The organism is Streptomyces sp. NPDC005706 (assembly GCF_040631045.1).
Lineage (GTDB): Bacteria > Actinomycetota > Actinomycetes > Streptomycetales > Streptomycetaceae > Streptomyces.
This window is the reverse complement of record NZ_JBEXYS010000004.1, coordinates 351,069-369,984: the sequence shown is the minus strand read 5'-3', so window position 1 is coordinate 369,984 and position 18,916 is coordinate 351,069. Positions and strand designations below refer to the sequence as shown.

General features: G+C 72.9%; 19 protein-coding genes. 9 read left to right on the top strand and 10 right to left on the bottom strand.

Going from position 1 to position 18,916, the window contains the following annotated elements:
* Positions 1 to 70: 70 nt before the first annotated feature.
* Positions 71 to 358 (top strand): YiaA/YiaB family inner membrane protein, encoded by a 288-nt coding sequence (locus ABZ478_RS10770; RefSeq protein ID WP_359547310.1) that lies wholly within the window; start codon positions 71 to 73, stop codon positions 356 to 358.
* 103 nt (positions 359 to 461) lie between these two features.
* A complete protein-coding gene (locus tag ABZ478_RS10765; protein ID WP_359547308.1) occupies positions 462 to 1,106 on the top strand; it encodes a TetR/AcrR family transcriptional regulator in 645 nt (214 codons plus the stop codon).
* Here ABZ478_RS10765 and ABZ478_RS10760 read toward each other — a convergent pair.
* Positions 1,097 to 1,558 carry a MaoC family dehydratase gene (locus ABZ478_RS10760; RefSeq protein ID WP_359547306.1) on the bottom strand — a complete coding sequence of 154 codons (462 nt, stop codon included), beginning with the start codon at positions 1,556 to 1,558 and terminating at the stop codon, positions 1,097 to 1,099. The genes ABZ478_RS10765 and ABZ478_RS10760 overlap by 10 nt on opposite strands.
* Positions 1,559 to 1,662: 104 nt before the next feature.
* On the opposite strand from ABZ478_RS10760, the gene soxR reads away from it, so the two are divergent.
* Positions 1,663 to 2,121, top strand: a complete 459-nt coding sequence (soxR, locus tag ABZ478_RS10755) for a redox-sensitive transcriptional activator SoxR (RefSeq protein ID WP_358935004.1) — start codon at positions 1,663 to 1,665, stop codon at positions 2,119 to 2,121.
* A gap of 150 nt (positions 2,122 to 2,271) precedes the next feature.
* Here the strand turns inward: soxR and ABZ478_RS10750 are convergent, their stop codons facing one another.
* Positions 2,272 to 2,874: a hypothetical protein gene (locus ABZ478_RS10750; RefSeq protein WP_359547304.1), complete on the bottom strand. Its 603-nt coding sequence runs from the start codon at positions 2,872 to 2,874 to the stop codon at positions 2,272 to 2,274.
* A 255-nt stretch (positions 2,875 to 3,129) separates the two neighbouring features.
* On the opposite strand from ABZ478_RS10750, the gene ABZ478_RS10745 reads away from it, so the two are divergent.
* Positions 3,130 to 5,919, top strand: a complete 2,790-nt coding sequence (locus ABZ478_RS10745) for a penicillin acylase family protein (RefSeq protein WP_359547302.1) — start codon at positions 3,130 to 3,132, stop codon at positions 5,917 to 5,919.
* 18 nt (positions 5,920 to 5,937) lie between these two features.
* Here ABZ478_RS10745 and ABZ478_RS10740 read toward each other — a convergent pair whose 3' ends face one another.
* Complete coding sequence (locus tag ABZ478_RS10740) at positions 5,938 to 7,233, bottom strand: serine-threonine protein kinase (RefSeq protein WP_359547300.1); 1,296 nt, start codon at positions 7,231 to 7,233, stop codon at positions 5,938 to 5,940.
* An 81-nt stretch (positions 7,234 to 7,314) separates the two neighbouring features.
* The gene (locus ABZ478_RS10735) at positions 7,315 to 8,541 is read right to left on the bottom strand and encodes a DUF1343 domain-containing protein (RefSeq protein WP_359547297.1); all 1,227 of its coding nucleotides are present in this window, start codon (positions 8,539 to 8,541) and stop codon (positions 7,315 to 7,317) included.
* Between the two features lie 195 nt (positions 8,542 to 8,736).
* On the opposite strand from ABZ478_RS10735, the gene ABZ478_RS10730 reads away from it, so the two are divergent.
* Genes ABZ478_RS10730 through ABZ478_RS10720 form a run of 3 tightly spaced genes read left to right on the top strand, consistent with a single transcriptional unit; the run spans position 8,737 to position 11,806 of the window.
* Positions 8,737 to 9,510, top strand: a complete 774-nt coding sequence (locus tag ABZ478_RS10730) for an SDR family oxidoreductase (protein WP_359547294.1) — start codon at positions 8,737 to 8,739, stop codon at positions 9,508 to 9,510.
* Positions 9,507 to 11,186 (top strand): AMP-binding protein, encoded by a 1,680-nt coding sequence (locus tag ABZ478_RS10725; protein WP_359547292.1) that lies wholly within the window; start codon positions 9,507 to 9,509, stop codon positions 11,184 to 11,186. Before ABZ478_RS10730 ends, ABZ478_RS10725 begins: the two co-directional genes overlap by 4 nt.
* 26 nt (positions 11,187 to 11,212) lie before the next feature.
* Positions 11,213 to 11,806, top strand: coding sequence for a TetR/AcrR family transcriptional regulator (locus tag ABZ478_RS10720; RefSeq protein ID WP_358935018.1), 594 nt, complete (start codon positions 11,213 to 11,215; stop codon positions 11,804 to 11,806).
* A gap of 55 nt (positions 11,807 to 11,861) precedes the next feature.
* Here the strand turns inward: ABZ478_RS10720 and ABZ478_RS10715 are convergent, their stop codons facing one another.
* Both ABZ478_RS10715 and ABZ478_RS10710 read right to left on the bottom strand, forming a co-directional pair.
* The gene (locus ABZ478_RS10715; RefSeq protein ID WP_359547291.1) at positions 11,862 to 13,076 is read right to left on the bottom strand and encodes an acyl-CoA dehydrogenase; all 1,215 of its coding nucleotides are present in this window, start codon (positions 13,074 to 13,076) and stop codon (positions 11,862 to 11,864) included.
* Positions 13,077 to 13,082: 6 nt separating this feature from the next.
* A complete protein-coding gene (locus tag ABZ478_RS10710; RefSeq protein ID WP_359547289.1) occupies positions 13,083 to 14,105 on the bottom strand; it encodes a phosphotransferase family protein in 1,023 nt (340 codons plus the stop codon).
* A 253-nt stretch (positions 14,106 to 14,358) separates the two neighbouring features.
* On the opposite strand from ABZ478_RS10710, the gene ABZ478_RS10705 reads away from it, so the two are divergent.
* Positions 14,359 to 15,306, top strand: coding sequence for an NADP-dependent oxidoreductase (locus tag ABZ478_RS10705; protein WP_359547287.1), 948 nt, complete (start codon positions 14,359 to 14,361; stop codon positions 15,304 to 15,306).
* A 96-nt stretch (positions 15,307 to 15,402) separates the two neighbouring features.
* Here the strand turns inward: ABZ478_RS10705 and ABZ478_RS10700 are convergent, their stop codons facing one another.
* Genes ABZ478_RS10700 through ABZ478_RS10685 form a run of 4 tightly spaced genes read right to left on the bottom strand, consistent with a single transcriptional unit; the run spans position 15,403 to position 17,587 of the window.
* Positions 15,403 to 15,726, bottom strand: a complete 324-nt coding sequence (locus tag ABZ478_RS10700) for a DUF202 domain-containing protein (protein ID WP_358935026.1) — start codon at positions 15,724 to 15,726, stop codon at positions 15,403 to 15,405.
* Complete coding sequence (locus ABZ478_RS10695; RefSeq protein WP_199209958.1) at positions 15,714 to 16,106, bottom strand: DUF202 domain-containing protein; 393 nt, start codon at positions 16,104 to 16,106, stop codon at positions 15,714 to 15,716. The genes ABZ478_RS10700 and ABZ478_RS10695 overlap by 13 nt, the downstream gene beginning before the upstream one ends.
* Positions 16,107 to 16,127: 21 nt before the next feature.
* Positions 16,128 to 16,643: an NUDIX domain-containing protein gene (locus ABZ478_RS10690; RefSeq protein ID WP_359547285.1), complete on the bottom strand. Its 516-nt coding sequence runs from the start codon at positions 16,641 to 16,643 to the stop codon at positions 16,128 to 16,130.
* Positions 16,644 to 16,675: 32 nt separating this feature from the next.
* Positions 16,676 to 17,587: a DMT family transporter gene (locus ABZ478_RS10685; protein WP_359547282.1), complete on the bottom strand. Its 912-nt coding sequence runs from the start codon at positions 17,585 to 17,587 to the stop codon at positions 16,676 to 16,678.
* A gap of 249 nt (positions 17,588 to 17,836) precedes the next feature.
* Here ABZ478_RS10685 and ABZ478_RS10680 point away from each other — a divergent pair, with 249 nt between their 5' ends.
* On the top strand, positions 17,837 to 18,871 hold the full coding sequence (locus ABZ478_RS10680) for a hypothetical protein (protein WP_359547280.1): 1,035 nt from the start codon (positions 17,837 to 17,839) through the stop codon (positions 18,869 to 18,871).
* The last annotated feature ends 45 nt before the right edge of the window (positions 18,872 to 18,916 follow it).

The following is an 18,916-nucleotide window of genomic DNA, read 5'->3' as shown; positions in this document are numbered from 1 at the left end:
GTGCTGCTGAGTAGCTGTTCTGAGTATCCCGGCGGATGTGGCACGGGCCGCGTCCGCCGATGCTCGTCGCATGAGTGACACACCGGTCAAGCAGCAGAACACGGCCGCCTTCTACGGCCAGTCCGTCGCCTCCTTCGCGGTCGCCATGGCGGCCACCGGCATCGGTATCCTCCGGCTGGACGCCAACGCCTGGGTGCGTTCCTTCCTGGCCATCGCCGTCCTCTACCTCGTCACGTCCGCCTTCACCCTCGCCAAGGTGATCCGGGACCGGCAGGAGGCCGGGCAGATCGTCAGCCGCGTCGACCAGGCCCGGCTGGAGAAGCTGCTCGCCGAGCACGATCCCTTCGAGAAGCTCTGAGCGGTTGCCGTGGTCAGCGCACTTCGCCGAGCGGCCGCTCTAAGCGAGCGCTCACCTTCGGCGGTATGGTGGTGCTCCTGTCACCGAGAGGGGCGAACGAGCGATGAGTACGGCGGAGGAGACGACCGGCGGCGAGGTCGAGCCGTGGGAACAGGTCACCCCTGACGCGGCACGGCGGCTGCTGGTCGCCGCCGTGGAGGCCTTCGCCGAGCGCGGCTACCACGCGACGACGACCCGCGACATCGCGGGCCGCGCCGGCATGAGCCCGGCCGCGCTCTACATCCACTACAAGACCAAGGAAGAGCTGCTCCACCGGATCAGCAGGATCGGCCACGACAAGGCCCTCGACATCCTGCGTACGGCGGCCCGGCGCGAGGGCACCGCCACCGAGCGGCTCACCGACGCCGTCAGCTCCTTCGTCCGCTGGCACGCCGGGCGGCGCACCACCGCGCGGGTCGTGCAGTACGAACTCGACGCGCTCGGCCCCGCGGCCCGCGCCGAGATCGTCGCGCTGCGCCGCCAGGTCGACGCCGAGGTGCGGGGGATCATCGACGACGGTGTCGCCGCGGGCGAGTTCCGGGTCCCGGACGTGCAGGGCACCACCCTCGCGGTGCTGTCGCTCTGCATCGACGTGGCCCGCTGGTTCAACGTGGACGGGCCCCGCACGCCCGACGAGGTCGGCGCGCTCTACGCCGACCTCGTGCTGCGCATGGTGGGCGCCGAGGCGGACGCCCCGGCTCAGAGGTAGTACCGGGACACCGACTCCGCGACGCACACGGGCTTCTGCCCGCCCTCCCGCTCCACGGTGAAGGCGAGGGTCACCTGGATGCCGTCCTTGACGTCCTCGACGCCGGTGATGGCCGCGGTGGCCCGCAGCCGGGAGCCGACCGGGACGGGGGAGGGGAAGCGGACCTTGTTCGTCCCGTAGTTGACGCCCATCCGCACGCCCTCGACCCGGAGCAGCTGCGGGCCGAAGAGCGGCAGCAGGGACAGGGTGAGATAGCCGTGCGCGATGGTCGTCCCGAACGGCCCCGCGGCGGCCTTCTCCGGGTCGACGTGGATCCACTGGTGGTCCCCGGTCGCCTCCGCGAACAGGTCGATCCGCTTCTGGTCGATCTCCAGCCAGTCCGTGTGGCCGAGCTGCTCGCCCACGGCGGCCTTCAGCTCGTCGGGGGAGGTGAAGGTCCTCGGTTCTGCCATGTTCCCGGCCTCTCGCTCGCAGTCCTAAGCAACTGCTTAGCATGGTCGGGTGCGGGGCCGATGTCAACGGATGAGGGGCCGGCCGGGTCGGTAGGCTCTGCGGGGTGCCCCAGATCCCCGAGAAGGTCCACGAGCTGACCGTCGGCCAGTTGTCCGCACGCAGCGGCGCCGCCGTCTCCGCCCTGCACTTCTACGAGACCAAGGGGCTGATCACCAGCCGCCGCACCGCCGGCAACCAGCGCCGCTACACCCGTGACACCCTGCGCCGGGTCGCCTTCGTCCGCGCGGCCCAGCGGGTCGGCATCCCGCTGGCCACGATCCGCGAGGCCCTGGCCCGGCTCCCGGAGGAGCGGACCCCGACCCGCGAGGACTGGGCCCGCCTCTCGCAGGCGTGGCGCTCCGAACTCGACGAGCGCATACGGCAGTTGAACCGGCTCAGGGACCACCTCACGGACTGCATCGGCTGCGGCTGCCTGTCCCTGGACAACTGCGTCCTGTCCAACCCGGACGACATCTCGGGCAACCGCCTGAGCGGCTCCCGCCTCCTGCCGGAACGGCCGTAGCGGCGGCCGCGTGGCGCGGCTCGCCCTGCCGTCGCCGGCCGAGGCCTGTCGCGGTGCGCCTCAAGTGCGGCACATGGCCGTGCCGTTGCGGGGGTGCGGCATCCCCCGGCGCACCCCCGGCGCATCCCCGTCGGTCGGGCCGGCCGTGGTTCAGGCCGACATCAGCAGGCGCTCGCTTCTGGCGTACGCCAGTGCCTGCGGGGTGAGCACGGGCCGGGGCACGAGGATGCCGCAGTCCGCGCAGACCGGGCCGGACGACGGCTCGTGGTCGAGGCCGTACCTCCAGACCAGCCGCTCCCCGTCGCAGACCGGGCAGCATCCGCCCGGCTCGCGGTTCAGCGCGGCGATGAGCCGGCGCAGCACCTCCGCCAGCGGCTCGCCGGGGTGGACCCGCGGGTCGTCGCACCAGGCGACCCCGAACCCGCCCCAGGTCAGCCGGTGCCAGTCGTCGACCGTCCCCGGCCGACGCAGCCCGTCGTGCTTCTCCTTCTTGCGGCGCTCGGCGAACTCGGCCTCGTAGCCGAGCCAGACCGCCCGCGCCTCCTCCAACTCCTCCAGCGCGGCCACGAGCCGCGCCGGATCGGGGGACCGGTCCTCCGGACCGAAACCGGCCCGGGAGCACAGATGGTCCCAGGTCGCCCGATGCCCATAAGGAGCGAACCGCTCCAGGCACTTGCGCAGTGAGTAGCGCCGCAGCGCCAGGTCACACCGCGGATCTCGCACCTGTCTCGCCAGACTTCGGAATCCGGCCATCGCCATGCACCTCCGTCACACCTGCGTCCGCTCTTGCGTCACTTCTCCGTCGCCGTACGGGTTCCTCGCGACGTCGCCGAATAGACGTATCGACACACGATCCGGCTCCATCCGTTTTCCGATGCCCTCCCATAAGGCGCCCCGGGTTGACCGCCGGGCGCCGCTCCGGTGACTCCGAAAGTTGACGCATGTTCATCTTCAATCCCGGGGATACCGGCGGTAACGTCCGGCCCATCCCCGTCGGGAGGAGCTGCCATGCCACGGCGCGCCCCACGCAACGTGCTGTTCGACAAACTGAGAACTCCCCGCAGGCTCACCGGGTTCCTGAAGACGGCGTCGATATGCGTTCTCGTCGCCGGACTTCTCTCACCGGTCACCCGCGCCACCGCCGCGGACACCGCCGCCGCCTCGAACGACTACTGCGGCGGCCAGTGCTCGGACATCCTGCCGCCCGGCGAGAACGGCAACGCAACTCTCGCCCAGATCCTGCTCAACCAGGCCTTCGGCACCCAGCCCGCACACGCCGAGGACCAGCTCGGCCCCTACGCCGGCCTCGCGACCGGATACCAGGGGCTCACCGACGCGAAGATCAACACCTTCTTCAACGACGCGTCCTTCGGCGTCCCTTCCGACCAGGTCGCCTCCACCGAGAAGCCGGCCGGGCGCGGTGACGTGACCATCGTGCGCGACAAGAAGACCGGTGTGCCGCACATCACAGGCACCAGCCGGTACGGCACGGAGTTCGGCGCCGGATACGCCGCCGCCGAGGACCGGCTGTGGCTCATGGACGTCTTCCGGCACGTGGGCCGCGGGCAGCTCACCGGCTTCGCGGGCGGCGCGGCCGCCAACCAGGGCCTGGAGCAGCAGTTCTACCGCGACGCGCCGTACACCGAGGCCGACCTGCAGGCGCAGATCGACAACGCCGTCGCGCACAACGGCACCCGCGGGCAGCAGGCCCTCACCGACGCGAACGCCTACCTCGACGGCATCAACTCCTACATCGACGCCTCCGACAGCGGCCGCTACTTCCCCGGCGAGTATGTCCTGACCGGCCACAAGGACTCCGTCACCAACGCCGGCACCATAGACCACTTCAAGATCACCGACCTGGTGGCCCTCGCCTCCGTCGTCGGCTCGCTGTTCGGCTCGGGCGGCGGCGGCGAGGTGAACAACGCGCTCTCCCTGATCGCCGCCCAGTCCAAGTACGGCGTGGTGGAAGGCACCAGGGTCTGGGAGTCGTTCCGGATGCGCAACGACGCCGAGGCGGCCCTCACCGTCCACGACGGCACGAGCTTCCCGTACGCCGGCCGGCCCGCCGACCCCGAGGGCACGGCGCTGCCCGACGCCGGCTCGGTGACCGAGGAGCCGCTGGTCTACGACCGCACCGGCAGCGCGGCCACCGCCGGCGCGAAGAGCGCGTCGGGCGCGGCGGCGAGAACCGCCCTGAGTTCCGCCCGGCGCGGCATGTCCAACGCCCTCGTGGTCAGCGGCAAGTACACCGCGAGCGGCCGCCCCGTCGCCGTCTTCGGACCGCAGACCGGCTACTTCGCCCCGCAACTGCTCCTGCTCCAGGAGATCCAGGGCCCCGGCATCAGCGCCCGCGGCGCCTCCTTCGCGGGTCTGAGCATGTACGTCGAACTCGGCCGCGGCCAGGACTACTCCTGGAGCGCGACCACCTCAGGCCAGGACATCATCGACACCTACGCCGTCGAGCTGTGCCAGGACGACCACCACTACCTGTACCACGGCACCTGCACGGCCATGGACCAGGTCGAGCGGAAGAACGCCTGGAAGCCCACCGTGGCCGACGGCACCGCCGCGGGCTCGTACACGATGCGGGTGTGGCGCACCAAGTACGGACCGGTGCAGTACCGCGCGACCGTCGGCGGCAAGAAGGTCGCCTACACCACCCTGCGCTCCTCCTATCTGCACGAGGCCGACTCGATCATCGGCTTCCAGATGCTCAACGACCCCGGCTACGTCAAGGGCCCGAAGGACTTCCAGAGCGCGGCCCAGCACATCAACTACACCTTCAACTGGCTCTACGCCGACTCGCAGCACACCGCGTACTACAACAGCGGCGACAATCCGGTCCGGGCGAGCGGCGTCGACGCCGAGTTCCCGGTACTGGCCGAGCCCGCCTACGAGTGGCGGAACTGGGACCCGGCCACCAACACCGCCGACTACACCCCGGCCTCCGCCCATCCGAACTCCGTCGACCAGGACTACTACATCTCCTGGAACAACAAGCAGGCCGCGGACTACACGACCGCCTCCTGGGGCGACGGGTCCGTGCACCGCGGCGACCTGCTGGACGACCGCGTGGCGAAGCTGGTCGCGGCCGGCGGGGTGACCCGTACCAAAGTGGTGCAGGCCATGGCGGACGCGGCCCTCGCCGACCTGCGCGCCGAGGACGTGCTGCCGAAGCTGCTCAAGGTGATCGGCTCCTCGCCGGTGACCGACTCCACGGCCGCCGCGGCGGTGAGCAGGCTCCAGGCGTGGGTGACCGCGGGCGCGAAACGCACGGAGACCTCGGCCGGCTCCAGGAAGTACGCCGACGCGGACGCCGTCCGGATCCTGGACGCCTGGTGGCCGCTGCTGGTGAAGGCCGAGTTCGAACCCGGTCTGGGCAGCGACCTGTACACCGCGTTCACCGGCAACCTCCCCGTGGACGAGGCCCCGTCGGCCGGTCACGGCCCGACCGGATCGCACGCCGGCAGCTCCTTCCAGTACGGCTGGTGGAGCTATGTCGACAAGGACATCCGGGCGGTGCTCGGTGAGCCCGTGCGGGACGGCCTGACACGCGAGTACTGCGGCGGCGGCGGCCCGGGCGCCTGCCGGGACGTCCTGATCAGCACCCTGAAGGAGGCGGCCGGAAAGACCGCGGCCCAGGTCTACCCCGGCGACGACCAGTGCTCGGCGGGCGACCAGTGGTGCGCCGACTCCATCGCGCAGCGCCCCCTGGGCGGCGTCAAGCACGGGCGGATCGGCTGGCAGAACCGGCCGACCTTCCAGCAGGTCGTGGAGTACACCTCGCACCGGTGACACCCCGGCGGCGGCGGGTCAGGCGATGCGGCCCGCCGCCAGCACCACCCGCGCCAGCTCCGGGTGCACGATGTCGCTGTGCGCCCCGCTCGGCGCGCCTCCGCGCCGCACCACCGCCGCCACGTCGACGTTCACACAGCCCGACGAGGGCAGCGGTCCGCGCAGGGCCGCGGCGAGGTCCAGGGCGCCGGTCCCCGCCACCCCCCGCACCCCGTCGTGGCCCATGGCTCCCCATCGGTCGCCCACCATCCGGCCGAGCGCGAGGCCGCCGACCGAGCGGTCGTCGTCCGCGCAGCGCGACGCCAGCGGGTAGAACGTGGCGAGCGCCGAGTCGAAGCGCGAGTAGCAGCACACCAGCGGGCCGTCGATCCGCTTCTGCCGGTCCCCGAGCGCCCCCGCGCGGTCCGGGTCGTGCGGCAGCCGGGCGGCGAACGCGTAATGGGAGAAGGCGCCCTGGAGCAGCGTCACGGACTTGACCGTGCGCACCCCGGCGGGCAGCCCGCGCAGCGCGAACGACACCAGCCGCCCGCCGAAGCTGTGCCCGACCAGATGCACCCGCACGCCCGGCGCCGTGGCGGCCAGCCGTCCGACGACCGGCCCCAGCCCGTGTTCGCCGACCGTCCCGGCCCGCCGCTTCATGGTGTAGTACGTGGCCTGCCGCAGGAGTTCCTTGGCCCCGTTCCAGGGGTTCGGCAGCGTGAACCCCTCCGCCGTGCCGAGGCCCGCCAGGGCGTCGGCCAGCTCCGCGCAGGCCGCCGCCGGGTCACCGCGGAACAGGGCCGGCCCGTCCTCCTCCGGGACGTCCGCCACCGCGGGCGTGCCCGGTCCCCGCTCGACGAGCAGCCGCGCCAGGCGCCCGAACTCCGCGAGCCCCTCGTCCCCGGCCGGCTGCTCGTCCAGCAGCCGGGCCAGCCGGTCGAGCACGGTGGCCCGGTCCGGGAAGGCGCGCAGCAGGGCGCGCCGGGTGTCCTTGTCCAGCGCCGGGCCCGGCGCCGCCTGCGCCTCCACGGCCGCCACCGACCGGGGCAGGTCCCCGATGGGCTCGTCGCAGAACCGCATCGACGGCCAGATGACGCCGGCGTACCCGATCCGGGCCCTCGGGGCGAGGCCCGGGACCGGGGCGAAGAACGCGCGGTACAGCGCCGTCGCGCCCGAACGGTCGTTGTTCCAGCCGTGCGCGAAGACGATCAGGTCACGGACGCCGCGTTCCGTGACCTGTGCCAGCAGCCGGTCCCGTTCGGGGCCGTCCAAGTCCCCGTCCGCGTCGAAGGTCAGCTCCCAGTAGGGAGACACGCTCATCCCAGGCTCCGCCATGACAGGCTCCCTCGTGCCCCGAAACGGTGCGATGTGGGCGCATCGTCCCGCTGACCGGGGGAGTTGGCCAGAGCGGGCGGCTCACCTGTAGAGGAGATATTTCCCGCGGACCCGCCGGAACGCCGCCAGCTCGCCCTGCCAGGCGCCGACGACCTCGTCGGTGTCCGCGCCCGCGTCGATCATCGTCCGCACCCGGGTGGATCCGGTGAGCTTGTCGATCCAGTTGTCCGGGCGCCAGGCGAAGCCGTCCCAGACCTTCCGGGCGGTCACCAGCAGCGCGATCCCGGTGCGCACCGGATCGAAGGCGTCCCGGTCGTGCACATGGATCTGCACGCCCCCGACCGTCTTCCCCTGGAACTTGGAGAACGTGGGCGCGAAGTACGCCTCCCGGAACCGCACGCCCGGCAGCCCGGCCCCGTTGGCCGCCTCGGCCCACCGCCCGTCGATGCCCTCGGCCCCGAGCAGCTCGAACGGCCGGGTCGTACCGCGTCCCTCGGAGAGGTTGGTGCCCTCGAACAGGCAGGTGCCGGGGTACACCAGCGCGGTGTCCGGGGTGGGCATGTTCGGGCTCGGCGGCACCCAGGGCAGGCCCGAGGCGTCGTAGAACCGGTCGCGCTTCCAGCCCGTCATAAGGACCGTCTCCAGCGGGACGGGCTCGTCCAGGAACTCCCCGTTGAACAGCCGGGCCAGCTCGGCCACCGTCATCCCATGCGCCTGCGCGATCGGCTGCCGGCCGACGAACGTGGCGAACTCCCGGTGCAGCACCGGGCCCTGGGCCGAGCGGCCGGTCACCGGGTTGGGCCGGTCGAGCACGACGAACCTCTTGCCCGCGAGAGCGGCCGCCTCCATGCAGTCGTAGAGCGTCCAGATGTACGTGTAGAAACGGGCGCCGACGTCCTGGATGTCGAAGACGACCGTGTCCACCCCGGAGGCGGTGAAGACGTCGGCCAGCGGCTGACCGCTCTTCAGGTACGTGTCGTAGACCGGCAGCCCGGTCGCCGGATCGTCGTAGCGCCCCTCCGAGCCGCCCGCCTGGGCGGTGCCCCGGAAGCCGTGCTCCGGGCCGAAGACGGCGGTCAGCCGCACCCGGGGGTCCGCGTGCATGACGTCGACGATGTGCCGGGCGTCCCGGGTGATGCCGGTGGGATTGGTGACGACGCCGACGCGCCGGCCGTCGAGGACGCGGTACCCGTCGGCCGCGAGCCGCTCGAAGCCCGTGCGCGGATGCTCCGCGGCGGCCGCCGGTGCCGCCGGGAGGGCGGCGGTCACCGTGGCCGCCGCCAGTACGCTCCGTCTGGACAGATGCACGAGGAGACCTCCATCGGGTAGGGAAGTGCGGACCGTGCGTGGCGGGTCGAGCCCACGCCGCGGAGTCGCACACCGGTACGGCCCCGCGCGCCCTCGGGGCCTGCCTAGGTTTGCTCCGGCGGCCCTTCCCTCACACATACCGACCGGTTAGTCTGGCCGTCGCTGAGCCGAGTCGCGTCGCGTCGAAGGAGACCGATGGTGAAAGCCGTGCAGGATGCGGGAGTGGTCGTCACCGGAGCCGGTGGGGGGATCGGGGCCGCGCTGGCCCGGCGGTTCGCCACCGAGGGCGCCCGCGTGGTCGTCAACGACCTGGACGCGGAGAAGGCCGAGGCCGTGGCCGGGGAGATCGGCGGGATCGCCGTGCCCGGCGACGCCTCGGCCGTCGTCGACGAGGCCCGGGACGCGCTCGGCGGCACCGTGGACGTCTACTGCGCCAACGCCGGCGTCGCCTTCGAGGACGCCGGAGCCGGCGCGCCCCTGGACGAGCGGGCCTGGGCGCTGTCCTGGGACGTCAATGTGATGGCGCACGTCCGCGCGGCCCAGGCGCTGCTGCCCGGCTGGCTGGAGCGCGGCGCCGGCCGGTTCGTCTCCACCGTCTCGGCCGCCGGGCTGCTCACCATGATCGGCGCCCCCTCCTACGCCGTCACCAAGCACGGTGCGCTGGCCTTCGCCGAGTGGCTGTCGCTCACCTACCGCCACCGGGGCGTCAAGGTGCACGCCATCTGTCCCCAGGGCGTTCGCACCGACATGCTGGCCGCCACCGGCAGCGCGGGCGACCTGGTGCTCCAGCCCACCGCGATCGAGCCCGAGGACGTCGCGGACGCACTGTTCCGGGGCATCGAGGAGGACCGCTTCCTGATCCTGCCGCACCCCGAGGTCGCCGAGTTCTACCAGGCGCGGGCCGCCACCCCCGACCGCTGGCTGGCCGGCATGAACCACATCCAGCGCAAGTGGGAGGCCGGCCGATGAGCGACTCCCGCTACGCCGCCCGGCCCTGGCTGGCCCTGCTCGACGAGGCCCAGCGCGCCCCGGTCGACCCCGCCGACTCCCTGGTGCACGCCCTGCGCCGCGCCGTCGCCGAGGCCCCCGACCGCGCCTTCCTCACCTACTTCGACGCCTCCCTCGGCTACCGCGAGGTCGACGAGCTCACCGACTCGGTCGCCGCCCACCTCGCGGAGCGCGGCCTGGAGCGCGGCGACCGGGTCGCCGTACTGCTGCAGAACTCCCCGCACTTCGTGCTCGCGGTCCTCGGCGCCTGGAAGGCGGGCGCCACCGTCGTGCCCGTCAACCCGATGTACAAGTCGGCCGAGGTCGCCCACGTACTGCGGGACGGCGAGGTCGCCGCGCTGATCTGCTCCGACCGGGCCTGGGAGTCGTACCTGAGGGACACGGCCGCGGACTCGCCGGTGCGGATCGTGCTCACCGGCTGCGAGCTGGACTTCCAGACCCGTGACGACGCGCGCGTGCTCACCTTCGAGCGGCTGCCCCAGGCTCCCGACACCGACGATCTCGTGGCCGTCGCCCGGCGGGGCGGCCGGGCCCCGGCGGGCCGCGACCCGCGCCCCGGCGACATCGCGCTGATCAGCTACACCTCGGGCACCAGCGGCACCCCCAAGGGCGCCACCAACACGCACGGCAACATCATGCACAACGCCGAGCGTCAGCGGACCGGCCTCGCCCTGCCCGAGGCGCCCGTCTACTACGCGCTCGCGCCCCTGTTCCACATCACCGGGATGGTCTGCCAGCTCGGCGCCTGCCTGAACAGCGCCGGCACCCTTGTGCTCACCTACCGCTTCGAGCCGGGCGTGGTCCTGGCGGCCTTCGCCGAGCACCGCCCGCACTACACGGTCGGCCCGTCCACCGCGTTCATGGCCCTCGCCGCGCACCCGGACGTCACCCCGGACCACTTCTCCTCCTTCGTGAACATCTCCTCCGGCGGGGCCCCCGTGCCGCCCGCCCTGGTCGAGGGGTTCCGCGAGCGTTTCGGGCCGTACATCCGCACCGGGTACGGCCTCACCGAGTGCACCGCTCCCTGCGCCTCCGTACCGCCCGGCCTGGAGTCACCCGTCGACCCCGTCTCCGGGACGCTCTCGGTCGGCCTGCCCGGCGCCGACACGGTCGTACGGATCGTGGACGACCGGGGCGAGGAACTGCCCTTCGGGGAGCAGGGCGAGATCGTCGTACGCGGCCCGCAGGTCGTCCCCGGCTACTGGCGGCGCCCCGACGCAACCGCCGAGACCTTCCCGGACGGCGAACTGCGCACCGGGGACATCGGGTTCATGGACGAGCGGGGCTGGCTCTACGTCGTCGACCGCAAGAAGGACATGATCAACGCGTCCGGCTTCAAGGTCTGGCCGCGCGAGGTCGAGGACGTCCTGTACACCCATCCGGCGGTGCGCGAGGCGGCCGTCGTCGGCGTCCCCGACGGCTACCGCGGCGAGACCGTCAAGGCCTTCATCAGCCTGCGTCCGGGCGCCGACCCGGACCCGGATGAACTCGCGGTGTACTGCAAGGAGAGACTGGCCGCCTACAAATACCCGCGCCAGGTGGAGATCCTGCCCGACCTGCCCAAGACGGCGAGTGGGAAGATCCTCCGGCGGGAACTGCGCACCCGGGCGCAGGGCAGCGGTAACGACAGTCGGTAGACACGACGGAAAGGCAGGTGGCGGCAGTGCCCAGGACGACGGACGGAGACGGGACGCCCGTCCCGCAGCGGCTGCTGGCCGCCGCCACCCGCCTCTTCGCCGAGCAGGGCTACGACCGCACGTCGGTGCAGGAGATCGTGGAGTCGGCCGGCGTCACCAAGGGGGCGCTGTACCACTACTTCGGCTCCAAGGACGATCTTCTGCACGAGGTGTACGCGCGCGTGCTGCGCATCCAGCAGGAGCGCCTCGACACCTTCGCCAACGCGGACGAGCCGGTGGAGAAGCGGCTCAGGGGCGCGGCGGCCGACGTCGTCGTCACGACGATCGAGAACCTCGACGACGCGATGATCTTCTTCCGCTCCATGCACCATCTGAGCCCAGAGAAGAACAAGCAGGTGCGCGCCGAGCGCCGGCGCTACCACGAGGGCTTCCGCGCGCTCATCGAGGAGGGCCAGCGCGAGGGCGTCTTCTCCACCGCGACCCCGGCCGACCTGGTCGTGGACTACCACTTCGGCTCGGTCCACCACCTGTCGACCTGGTACCGCCCCGACGGCCCGCTCACCCCGCAGCAGGTCGCCGACCACCTCGCCGACCTGCTGCTGCGCGCGCTGCGCCCGTAACCGGGCACGAAAGAGGGGCGACCGCGCCGCGCGGCCGCCCCTCACCCGTGTCCCCCTACAGGTACTTCTTCAGCTCGCGCCGGGCCAGCGACCGCTGGTGCACCTCGTCCGGGCCGTCGGCCAGCATCAGGGTGCGGGCGCTGGCGTACAGCTCGGCCAGCGGGAAGTCCTGGCTCACCCCGCCCGCGCCGTGCAGCTGGATCGCCCGGTCCAGGATGCCGACCACCGCGCGCGGAGTGGCGATCTTGATGGCCTGGATCTCCGTGTGCGCGCCCCGGTTGCCGACGGTGTCCATCAGCCAGGCGGTCTTCAGCACCAGCAGCCGCAGCTGCTCGACGGTGACCCGCGCGTCGGCGATCCAGTTCTGCACCACGCCCTGCTGGGCCAGCGCCTTGCCGAAGGCGGTCCGGGACACCGCGCGCTGGCACATCAGCTCGATCGCACGCTCGGCCATGCCGATCAGCCGCATGCAGTGGTGGATCCGGCCGGGGCCGAGCCGGGCCTGGGCGATGGCGAAGCCGCCGCCCTCCTCGCCGATCAGGTTGGTGACGGGCACGCGCGCGTGGTCGAAGACCACCTCGGCGTGACCGCCGTGCGAGTGGTCCTCGTAGCCGAAGACCTGCATCGCGCGCTTCACGGTCACCCCTGGGGTGTCGCGCGGGACCAGCACCATGGACTGCTGCCGGCGGATGTCGGCGCCGTCCGGGTCCGTCTTGCCCATGACGATGAAGATCTTGCAGTCGGGGTTCATCGCCCCGGAGATGTACCACTTGCGGCCGGTGACGACGTACTCGTCGCCGTCCCGCTCGATGTGCGTGGTGATGTTGGTGGCGTCCGAGGAGGCCACCTCCGGCTCGGTCATCGCGAACGCCGAGCGGATCTCACCCGCCAGCAGCGGCTCCAGCCACTGCTTCTTCTGCCGCTCGTCGCCGAACTGCGCCAGCACCTCCATGTTCCCGGTGTCGGGCGCGGCGCAGTTCGTCGCGGTCGGCGCCAGGTGCGGGGAGCGGCCGGTGATCTCGGCGAGCGGGGCGTACTGCAGGTTGGTCAGCCCGGCGCCGTACTCGGCATCGGGCAGGAAGAGGTTCCACAGGCCCTGCCGGCGCGCCTCGGCCTTCAGCTCCTCCACCACGGCCGGGGTGTCCCAGGGCGAGGCCAGCGCGGCCCGCTGCTCCTCGGCGACCGGCTCGGCCGGGTACACGTACTCGTCCATGAAGGCCAGCAGCCTGGCGCGCAGCTCCTCGGTGCGCGCGTCGAACGCGAAGTCCATGTCCGGTCAGCCTTCCTGAAGAGTGGTCAGTCCGTGGTCGATGAAGACGGGCACCAGCTCGCCGATCCGGTCGAATCCGCGGCCCACCGTCTGGCCGAGCGTGTACCGGTAGTGGATGCCCTCCAGGATCACGGCGAGCTTGAACCAGGCGAACGCCGTGTACCAGGAGACGGCGGAGACGTCGCGCCCCGAGCGGGCGGCGTACCGCTCGATCAGCTCGGCGGGCCGGGGGTGCCCGGGCGCCTCGGCGGTCGTGGACACCGGCGACGTCGGCAGGCCCAGCGGCGTGCTGTACATCACCAGCAGGCCCAGGTCGGTGAGCGGGTCGCCGAGGGTGGACATCTCCCAGTCGAGGATCGCCCTGATCGTGTCGTCGGAGCCGATCAGCACGTTGTCCAGCCGGTAGTCGCCGTGGACGACGGCCGGGGCGGGCGAGGTGGGCAGGGCGCGGCCGAGGGCCGCGTGCAGCTCGTCGACGCCCGCCAGCTCACGGTTGCGGGAGGCGTCGAGCTGCTTGCCCCAGCGGCGGAGCTGGCGGTCCAGGAAGCCCTCCGGGCGCCCGAAGTCCGTAAGGCCCACGGCCGCCGGGTCCACCGCGTGCAGCTCGACCAGGGTGTCGACGAGCGAGAGCACGGCGTCCCGGGTCCGCGTCTCGCCGAGCGGGGCGAGCTGCTGGGCGGTGCGGTAGGGCGTGCCCTCGACGAACTCCATGACGTAGAACTGAGCCCCGAGCACGTCCTCGTCCTCGCACAGCAGCACCGGGCGGGGGACCGGCACCTCCGTCGGGTGCAGGGCGCTGATCACGCGGTGCTCGCGCTTCATGTCGTGCGCGGTGGCCAGCACGTGCCCGAGCGGCGGCCGCCGGACGACCCAGCGCGAGGTGCCGTCGGAGAGCGCGTAGGTGAGGTTCGACCGTCCGCCCTCGATCAGCCGGCCCGACAGGGAGCCGTTCACCAGGCCGGGCCGCTCACGGTCGAGCAGCGCGCGCAGCCGGTCGAGATCGAGTCCGGGCGGGTGGTCGGCGCTCATACATCACTCCTACGAACGGGTGAACAGGAACGCGTCTCATGATGCCGACCGGTCGGTATGTAGTCCAGTGCGCGTGCCGAACCGGCCCCCGAACGTGACCGGAGCCACGATAATCGGTGCACCGCGCCCGGCGGGTTGTCATGACGGCCGTCTTCGGGGTACCGGTGAGGGCGACGCGGACGTTGTCACGCGAACGGTGCACATCTCGGCATACCGGTTGCGCGGCGCACGAGGACCCCGGAGGGTCGTGGGCATGAAGGCCATCAGCTACAGCCGCTACGGCGGGCCCGAGGTGCTGGAGTACGGCGAGGCGGACGACCCCAAGGTCGGCCCCGACTCGGTGCTGGTCAAGGTCCGCGCCGCGGCCGTCAACCCGGTCGACTGGAAGTGCCGCGAGGGCTACCTGGACCAGATCCTGGACGCCGTCTTCCCGGTGATCCCCGGCTGGGACGTCAGCGGAGTGGTGGTGCGGCCCGGTGCCTCGGTACCGGAGTTCTCCGTCGGCGACGAGGTCATCGGCTACGTCCGCGAGGACTTCCTGTCCCGGGGAACCTTCGCCGAGTACGTCGCCGCGCCCGTGCGCACCCTGGCGCGCAAGCCGCGCAACCTGTCCTTCGAGGAGGCGGCGGGGCTGCCGCTGGCCGGGCTGACGGCCTACCAGGTCCTGGTCAAGGCGCTGGAGGTCAAGCGCGGCGAGACCGTCCTGGTGCACGCGGCGGCCGGCGGGGTCGGCTCCCTGGCCGTCCAGATCGCCGCCCACCTCGGCGCCCGGGTGATCGGCACGGCGAGCGAGCGCAACCACGACTTCGTGCGCGGGATCGGCGGCGAGCCGGTGAGCCACGGCGAGGGCCTGTCCGAGCGGGTGCGCGGACTCGCCCCGGAGGGCGTGGACGCCGTCTTCGACACCATCGGCGGCGACACCCTGAAGGTCTCGGCCAACCTGCTCGCCCCGGAGGGCCGGCTGGTGTCCATCGCCGACCCGGAGGTGGTCGGCTTCGGCGGCCGCTACCACTTCGTCCGGCCCGACGCCGGGGACCTGCGCAAGCTGTCCGAACTGGCCGAGCAGGGGGCGGTGTCCGTGCACGTCCAGGAGACCTACCCGCTGGAACGGGCGGCCGACGCGCACCGGCGAAGCCAGGAGGGGCGCACCCGCGGGAAGATCGTCGTCACGGTCGACCGGGAGGCGGAGGGAACCTCCTAGACGCCGGCGGCCACCGACCCCGGCGGCCACCGACCCCGGCGGCCACGGACCCGGCGGCCGTTCCCGCGGGCGCTTCCCGGGCCGGGGAACGCCCGCTCAGACCACCAGCACGACCGCGCACACGGCCATCGCCACCGCGCACAGCGCGGCCGCCGTGGCGTGCCGCGGTGCCAGCGCGGGCGGCCGGGCCCCGGCCGCCAGGACGCGGATGCGGTGGTGGGCCACCCACAGGAGGCCCAGCCAGAGCGCGCAGCACAGCGCGCATCCGACGACCGCGGTGGCCGACGCCCCGCCGTGCAGCGCGGCCCGCACCGCGAGCACGGCGGCCACGGCCGCCGACAGCGTCGTACGCCGCCAGGCCAGCCGGGTGCGCTCCGGCTGCAGCCCCGGATCCCGGCCGGCCGTACTCACCCCGCCCATCCCACCAGCACCACCACGACCATCGCGACCGCCACCACCGCGACGACCAGGCTCAGCACCGCCGGGAACCGGGAGGCCGGCAGGTCCTCGCCCCGCCGCATCGCCCGTTCGCAGCGCACGTAGTGGTTCACCGCGCGCAGCGAGCACAGCACCCCCGCGCCGAGCAGCGCGAGCGCCAGGCCGACCCGCCACGCCCAGCGCAGGTCCGGCAGGAACTGGTCCACCGCGAATCCCCCGCCGATCAGCGCGAGCGCGGTCCGCAGCCAGGCCAGGAACGTGCGCTCGTTGGCCAGCGAGAACCGGTAGTCGGGCGTGCCGCCCTCCTCGCGCACCCGCTCCGGGGCGAACCAGAGCCGGACGTTGCGTACGAACTCACTCACGCGCAGGACCCTACCGGGGCGTCACCGGGCCGACCGGAACGCCCGCAGCCGCTCGTAGGCCGCCACGCCGTCCGGCACCCACTCCCACTCGCCGAGCCGCCGCTCCACCTCGTCCGCCGACAGGAAGTCGTGCCACTGCACCTCCTCCGCCTGGGGCCGCACCGGAAGGTCGCAGCACACCTCGTACACCGCCGACCACCAGCTCTTCCCGGCCCCGTCGTCGTAGAGGAACTTGAAGAGGAACTCCGGCCGGGGCAGCCCCGACACGCCCAGTTCCTCCTCCGCCTCGCGCAGCGCCGCCGCGTCGTAGGACTCGCCCGCGCCCACCACACCGCCGACGAACATGTCGTACAGGGAGGGGAAGACGAGTTTGGTGGGGGTGCGGCGGTGCACGAACAATCGCCCGGCCGCGTCCCGGGCCTGGATGAAGACGCACCGGTGGCGCAGGCCCCGGGCGTACGCCTCGCCGCGCGGGGCCCGCGCCACCACCCGGTCGTTCTCGTCGACGATGTCGAGGATCTCGTCAGCAGGGTTCATGCCCGTATCCAAGCAGGGCCCGGCGCGCGGGCTCAGCGCGACTGGAGGTCCCGGGCGCGCTCCGGGTCCGCCGCGCCGGACGGCATCGCCGGGTGCATCCCGAGCAGCACGATGCCCGCGACGATCGCCGCGAGCCCCGCCGCCTCCCAGGCCAGCGCCCCGGTGTCGGTGCGCAGCCGGTCGCCGAGGAAGCCCACCCCGCACAGGATGCCCGCCAGTGGCTGGGCCGCGGTGAGCGCCGGCAGCGACATGCGCAGCTCGGCCGTCTCGAACGCGCTCTGCACCAGGACCAGTCCGGTGACGCCCAGCGCGAGCACGCCGTAGGGCTGCCAGCCACTGAGCAGCTCCGGGAAGCCGCCGGCCGCGAAACGGGTGCCGCTGATCCGGGTGAGCGCGTCCTGCACGCCGTAGAGCAGCCCGGCGGCGGTGGCCAGCAGCACCGGGCCCCCGTCCAGCCGGGACCGCTTGGCCCAGGTGGTGAGCACCAGGGCCGCGCCGAGCATGACACCGATGATCAGCCAGTGCCGCAGCGGGTCGGTGACGGCGATGCCACCGCGCGGTTCGCCCGCCACGATGAACGCGCTCACACCACCCGCCAGCAGCCCGAGCCCCGCCCAGCCCTGACGGCCGAGCGACTTCCCGGTCCGCAGGCGCGACAGGGCCAGCGCGAACAGGAGGTTCGTCGCGAGCAGCGGCTCGACCAGCGAGATCTCGCCCTTGCCGAGGGCGACCGCGCCGAGGACCATGCCGGCCACCATCAGGGCGATGCCGCCCAGCCAGCGCGGCACCCGCATCAGGTCCAGCAGCAGCCGGAACGACAGGAAGTCGCCGAGCGGTGCCCGCTGCGCGGCGTTCTGCTGGAGCACGAACCCGCAGCCCACGCAGGCGGCGGCGCCCACGGCGAGCAGGAGAACCAGAACGGACACGCTGCGTACCTCGATCATCCGGCCGGACCACGGACGCGTAGTGGCCGACTGTAGCGTTCCCGGGACACCGTGCCATGGCGTACGCCACACCCTCTGGCCCGCACACCGTCCGGACCCGGCGGCGACCAGCGCGTCCGTGCCCCAAGTGCCCCGCGCCACAAGCTGGTTGAAGAGGGCAACACTCCGGTTTCGCTTGACGCAAACCTTGGCTGCGGGTTTGCTGTGCGTGATCGGTCGATGGCAGCCCGAGAAACAGGAAGTCCCGCGGTGCCCCCAATCCCGTCTCTGCTCGGCGCCCGCCGTGCCCTTCCGGACCAGCCGGGCGACACCGCCCCGGAGGACCCCGGCGCCTTCGACGAGGCCCTGGACGACGCCGAGCTCCTCGCCGCCCGCGCCTCGCTGGCCCAGGGCAGGCGACAGGCCACGCGCGCCCTGCTGCGCCGCACCGGCGACGACTGGGACCGCAGGGGCCACCGCCTCACCGTGCTCGCCGGCGCGCCCTACGCCGCCGCCTGGGCCCAGGACTGGCTGGTCGCCGAACCGGACTCGCCCGACGCCGCCGCCCTGCACGCCCTCGCGCTGGTCCGGCGGACCTTACGCGGCAAGGAGAGCCCCGAACGGGCCCGCGGCGCCTGCCACGCCGCGGCGGCCCTGGCCCCCGCCGACCCCACCCCCTGGCTCGGCCTGCTCCGGCTCGCGCGCCTTCTCGGCCCCGAGCGCGAACTGCTGGGCGTCTTCGCCGAGCTGCGCGAGCGCCACCCCGAACACCACCACGCCCACCACCTGCTGGTCGCCCGGCTCGCCGAACGGCCCCACGGCGGCCGGGCCGAGTCCCACGAGGTGTACGACCTCGCCGAGCGGGCCGCCGCCGAGGCCCCCGCCGACTCCCCGCTGGCCGTCCTGCCGGTCGTCGCGTACGCCGAGCGCTACCGCGTCCTGGCCGCCACCGGCCTGGCGCCCGCCGACCCGTCCGGCAGCGGGCACTGGTCGGGCCCCCGGGCCCGCCGCGTCCTGCGCGCGGCCTTCGACTGGTGGCTGGAGTGGGAGCACGACGAACACCCCCGCCGCCACACCGACCTCAACCACCTCGCCTTCGCGATGTCCTGCGCCGGCCGCCCGGCCGAGGCGGCGGCCCTGTTCCGGCGCATCGGCCGGCACGCCACCCCCGTCCCCTGGTCGTACCCGCACCGCGACCCGTGGGCGGCCTTCCGCGCGGCCCGCGCCCACGCGCTGGGCGGACACCCGTACCCACACGGCGGGAGCGCTCCCGCACCCGTCCGGGAAGTCCTTACGGAACTCTGACCGATGTCCGCACACACTGGCCCCGCCCCGGCCGGAAGTGCTCGA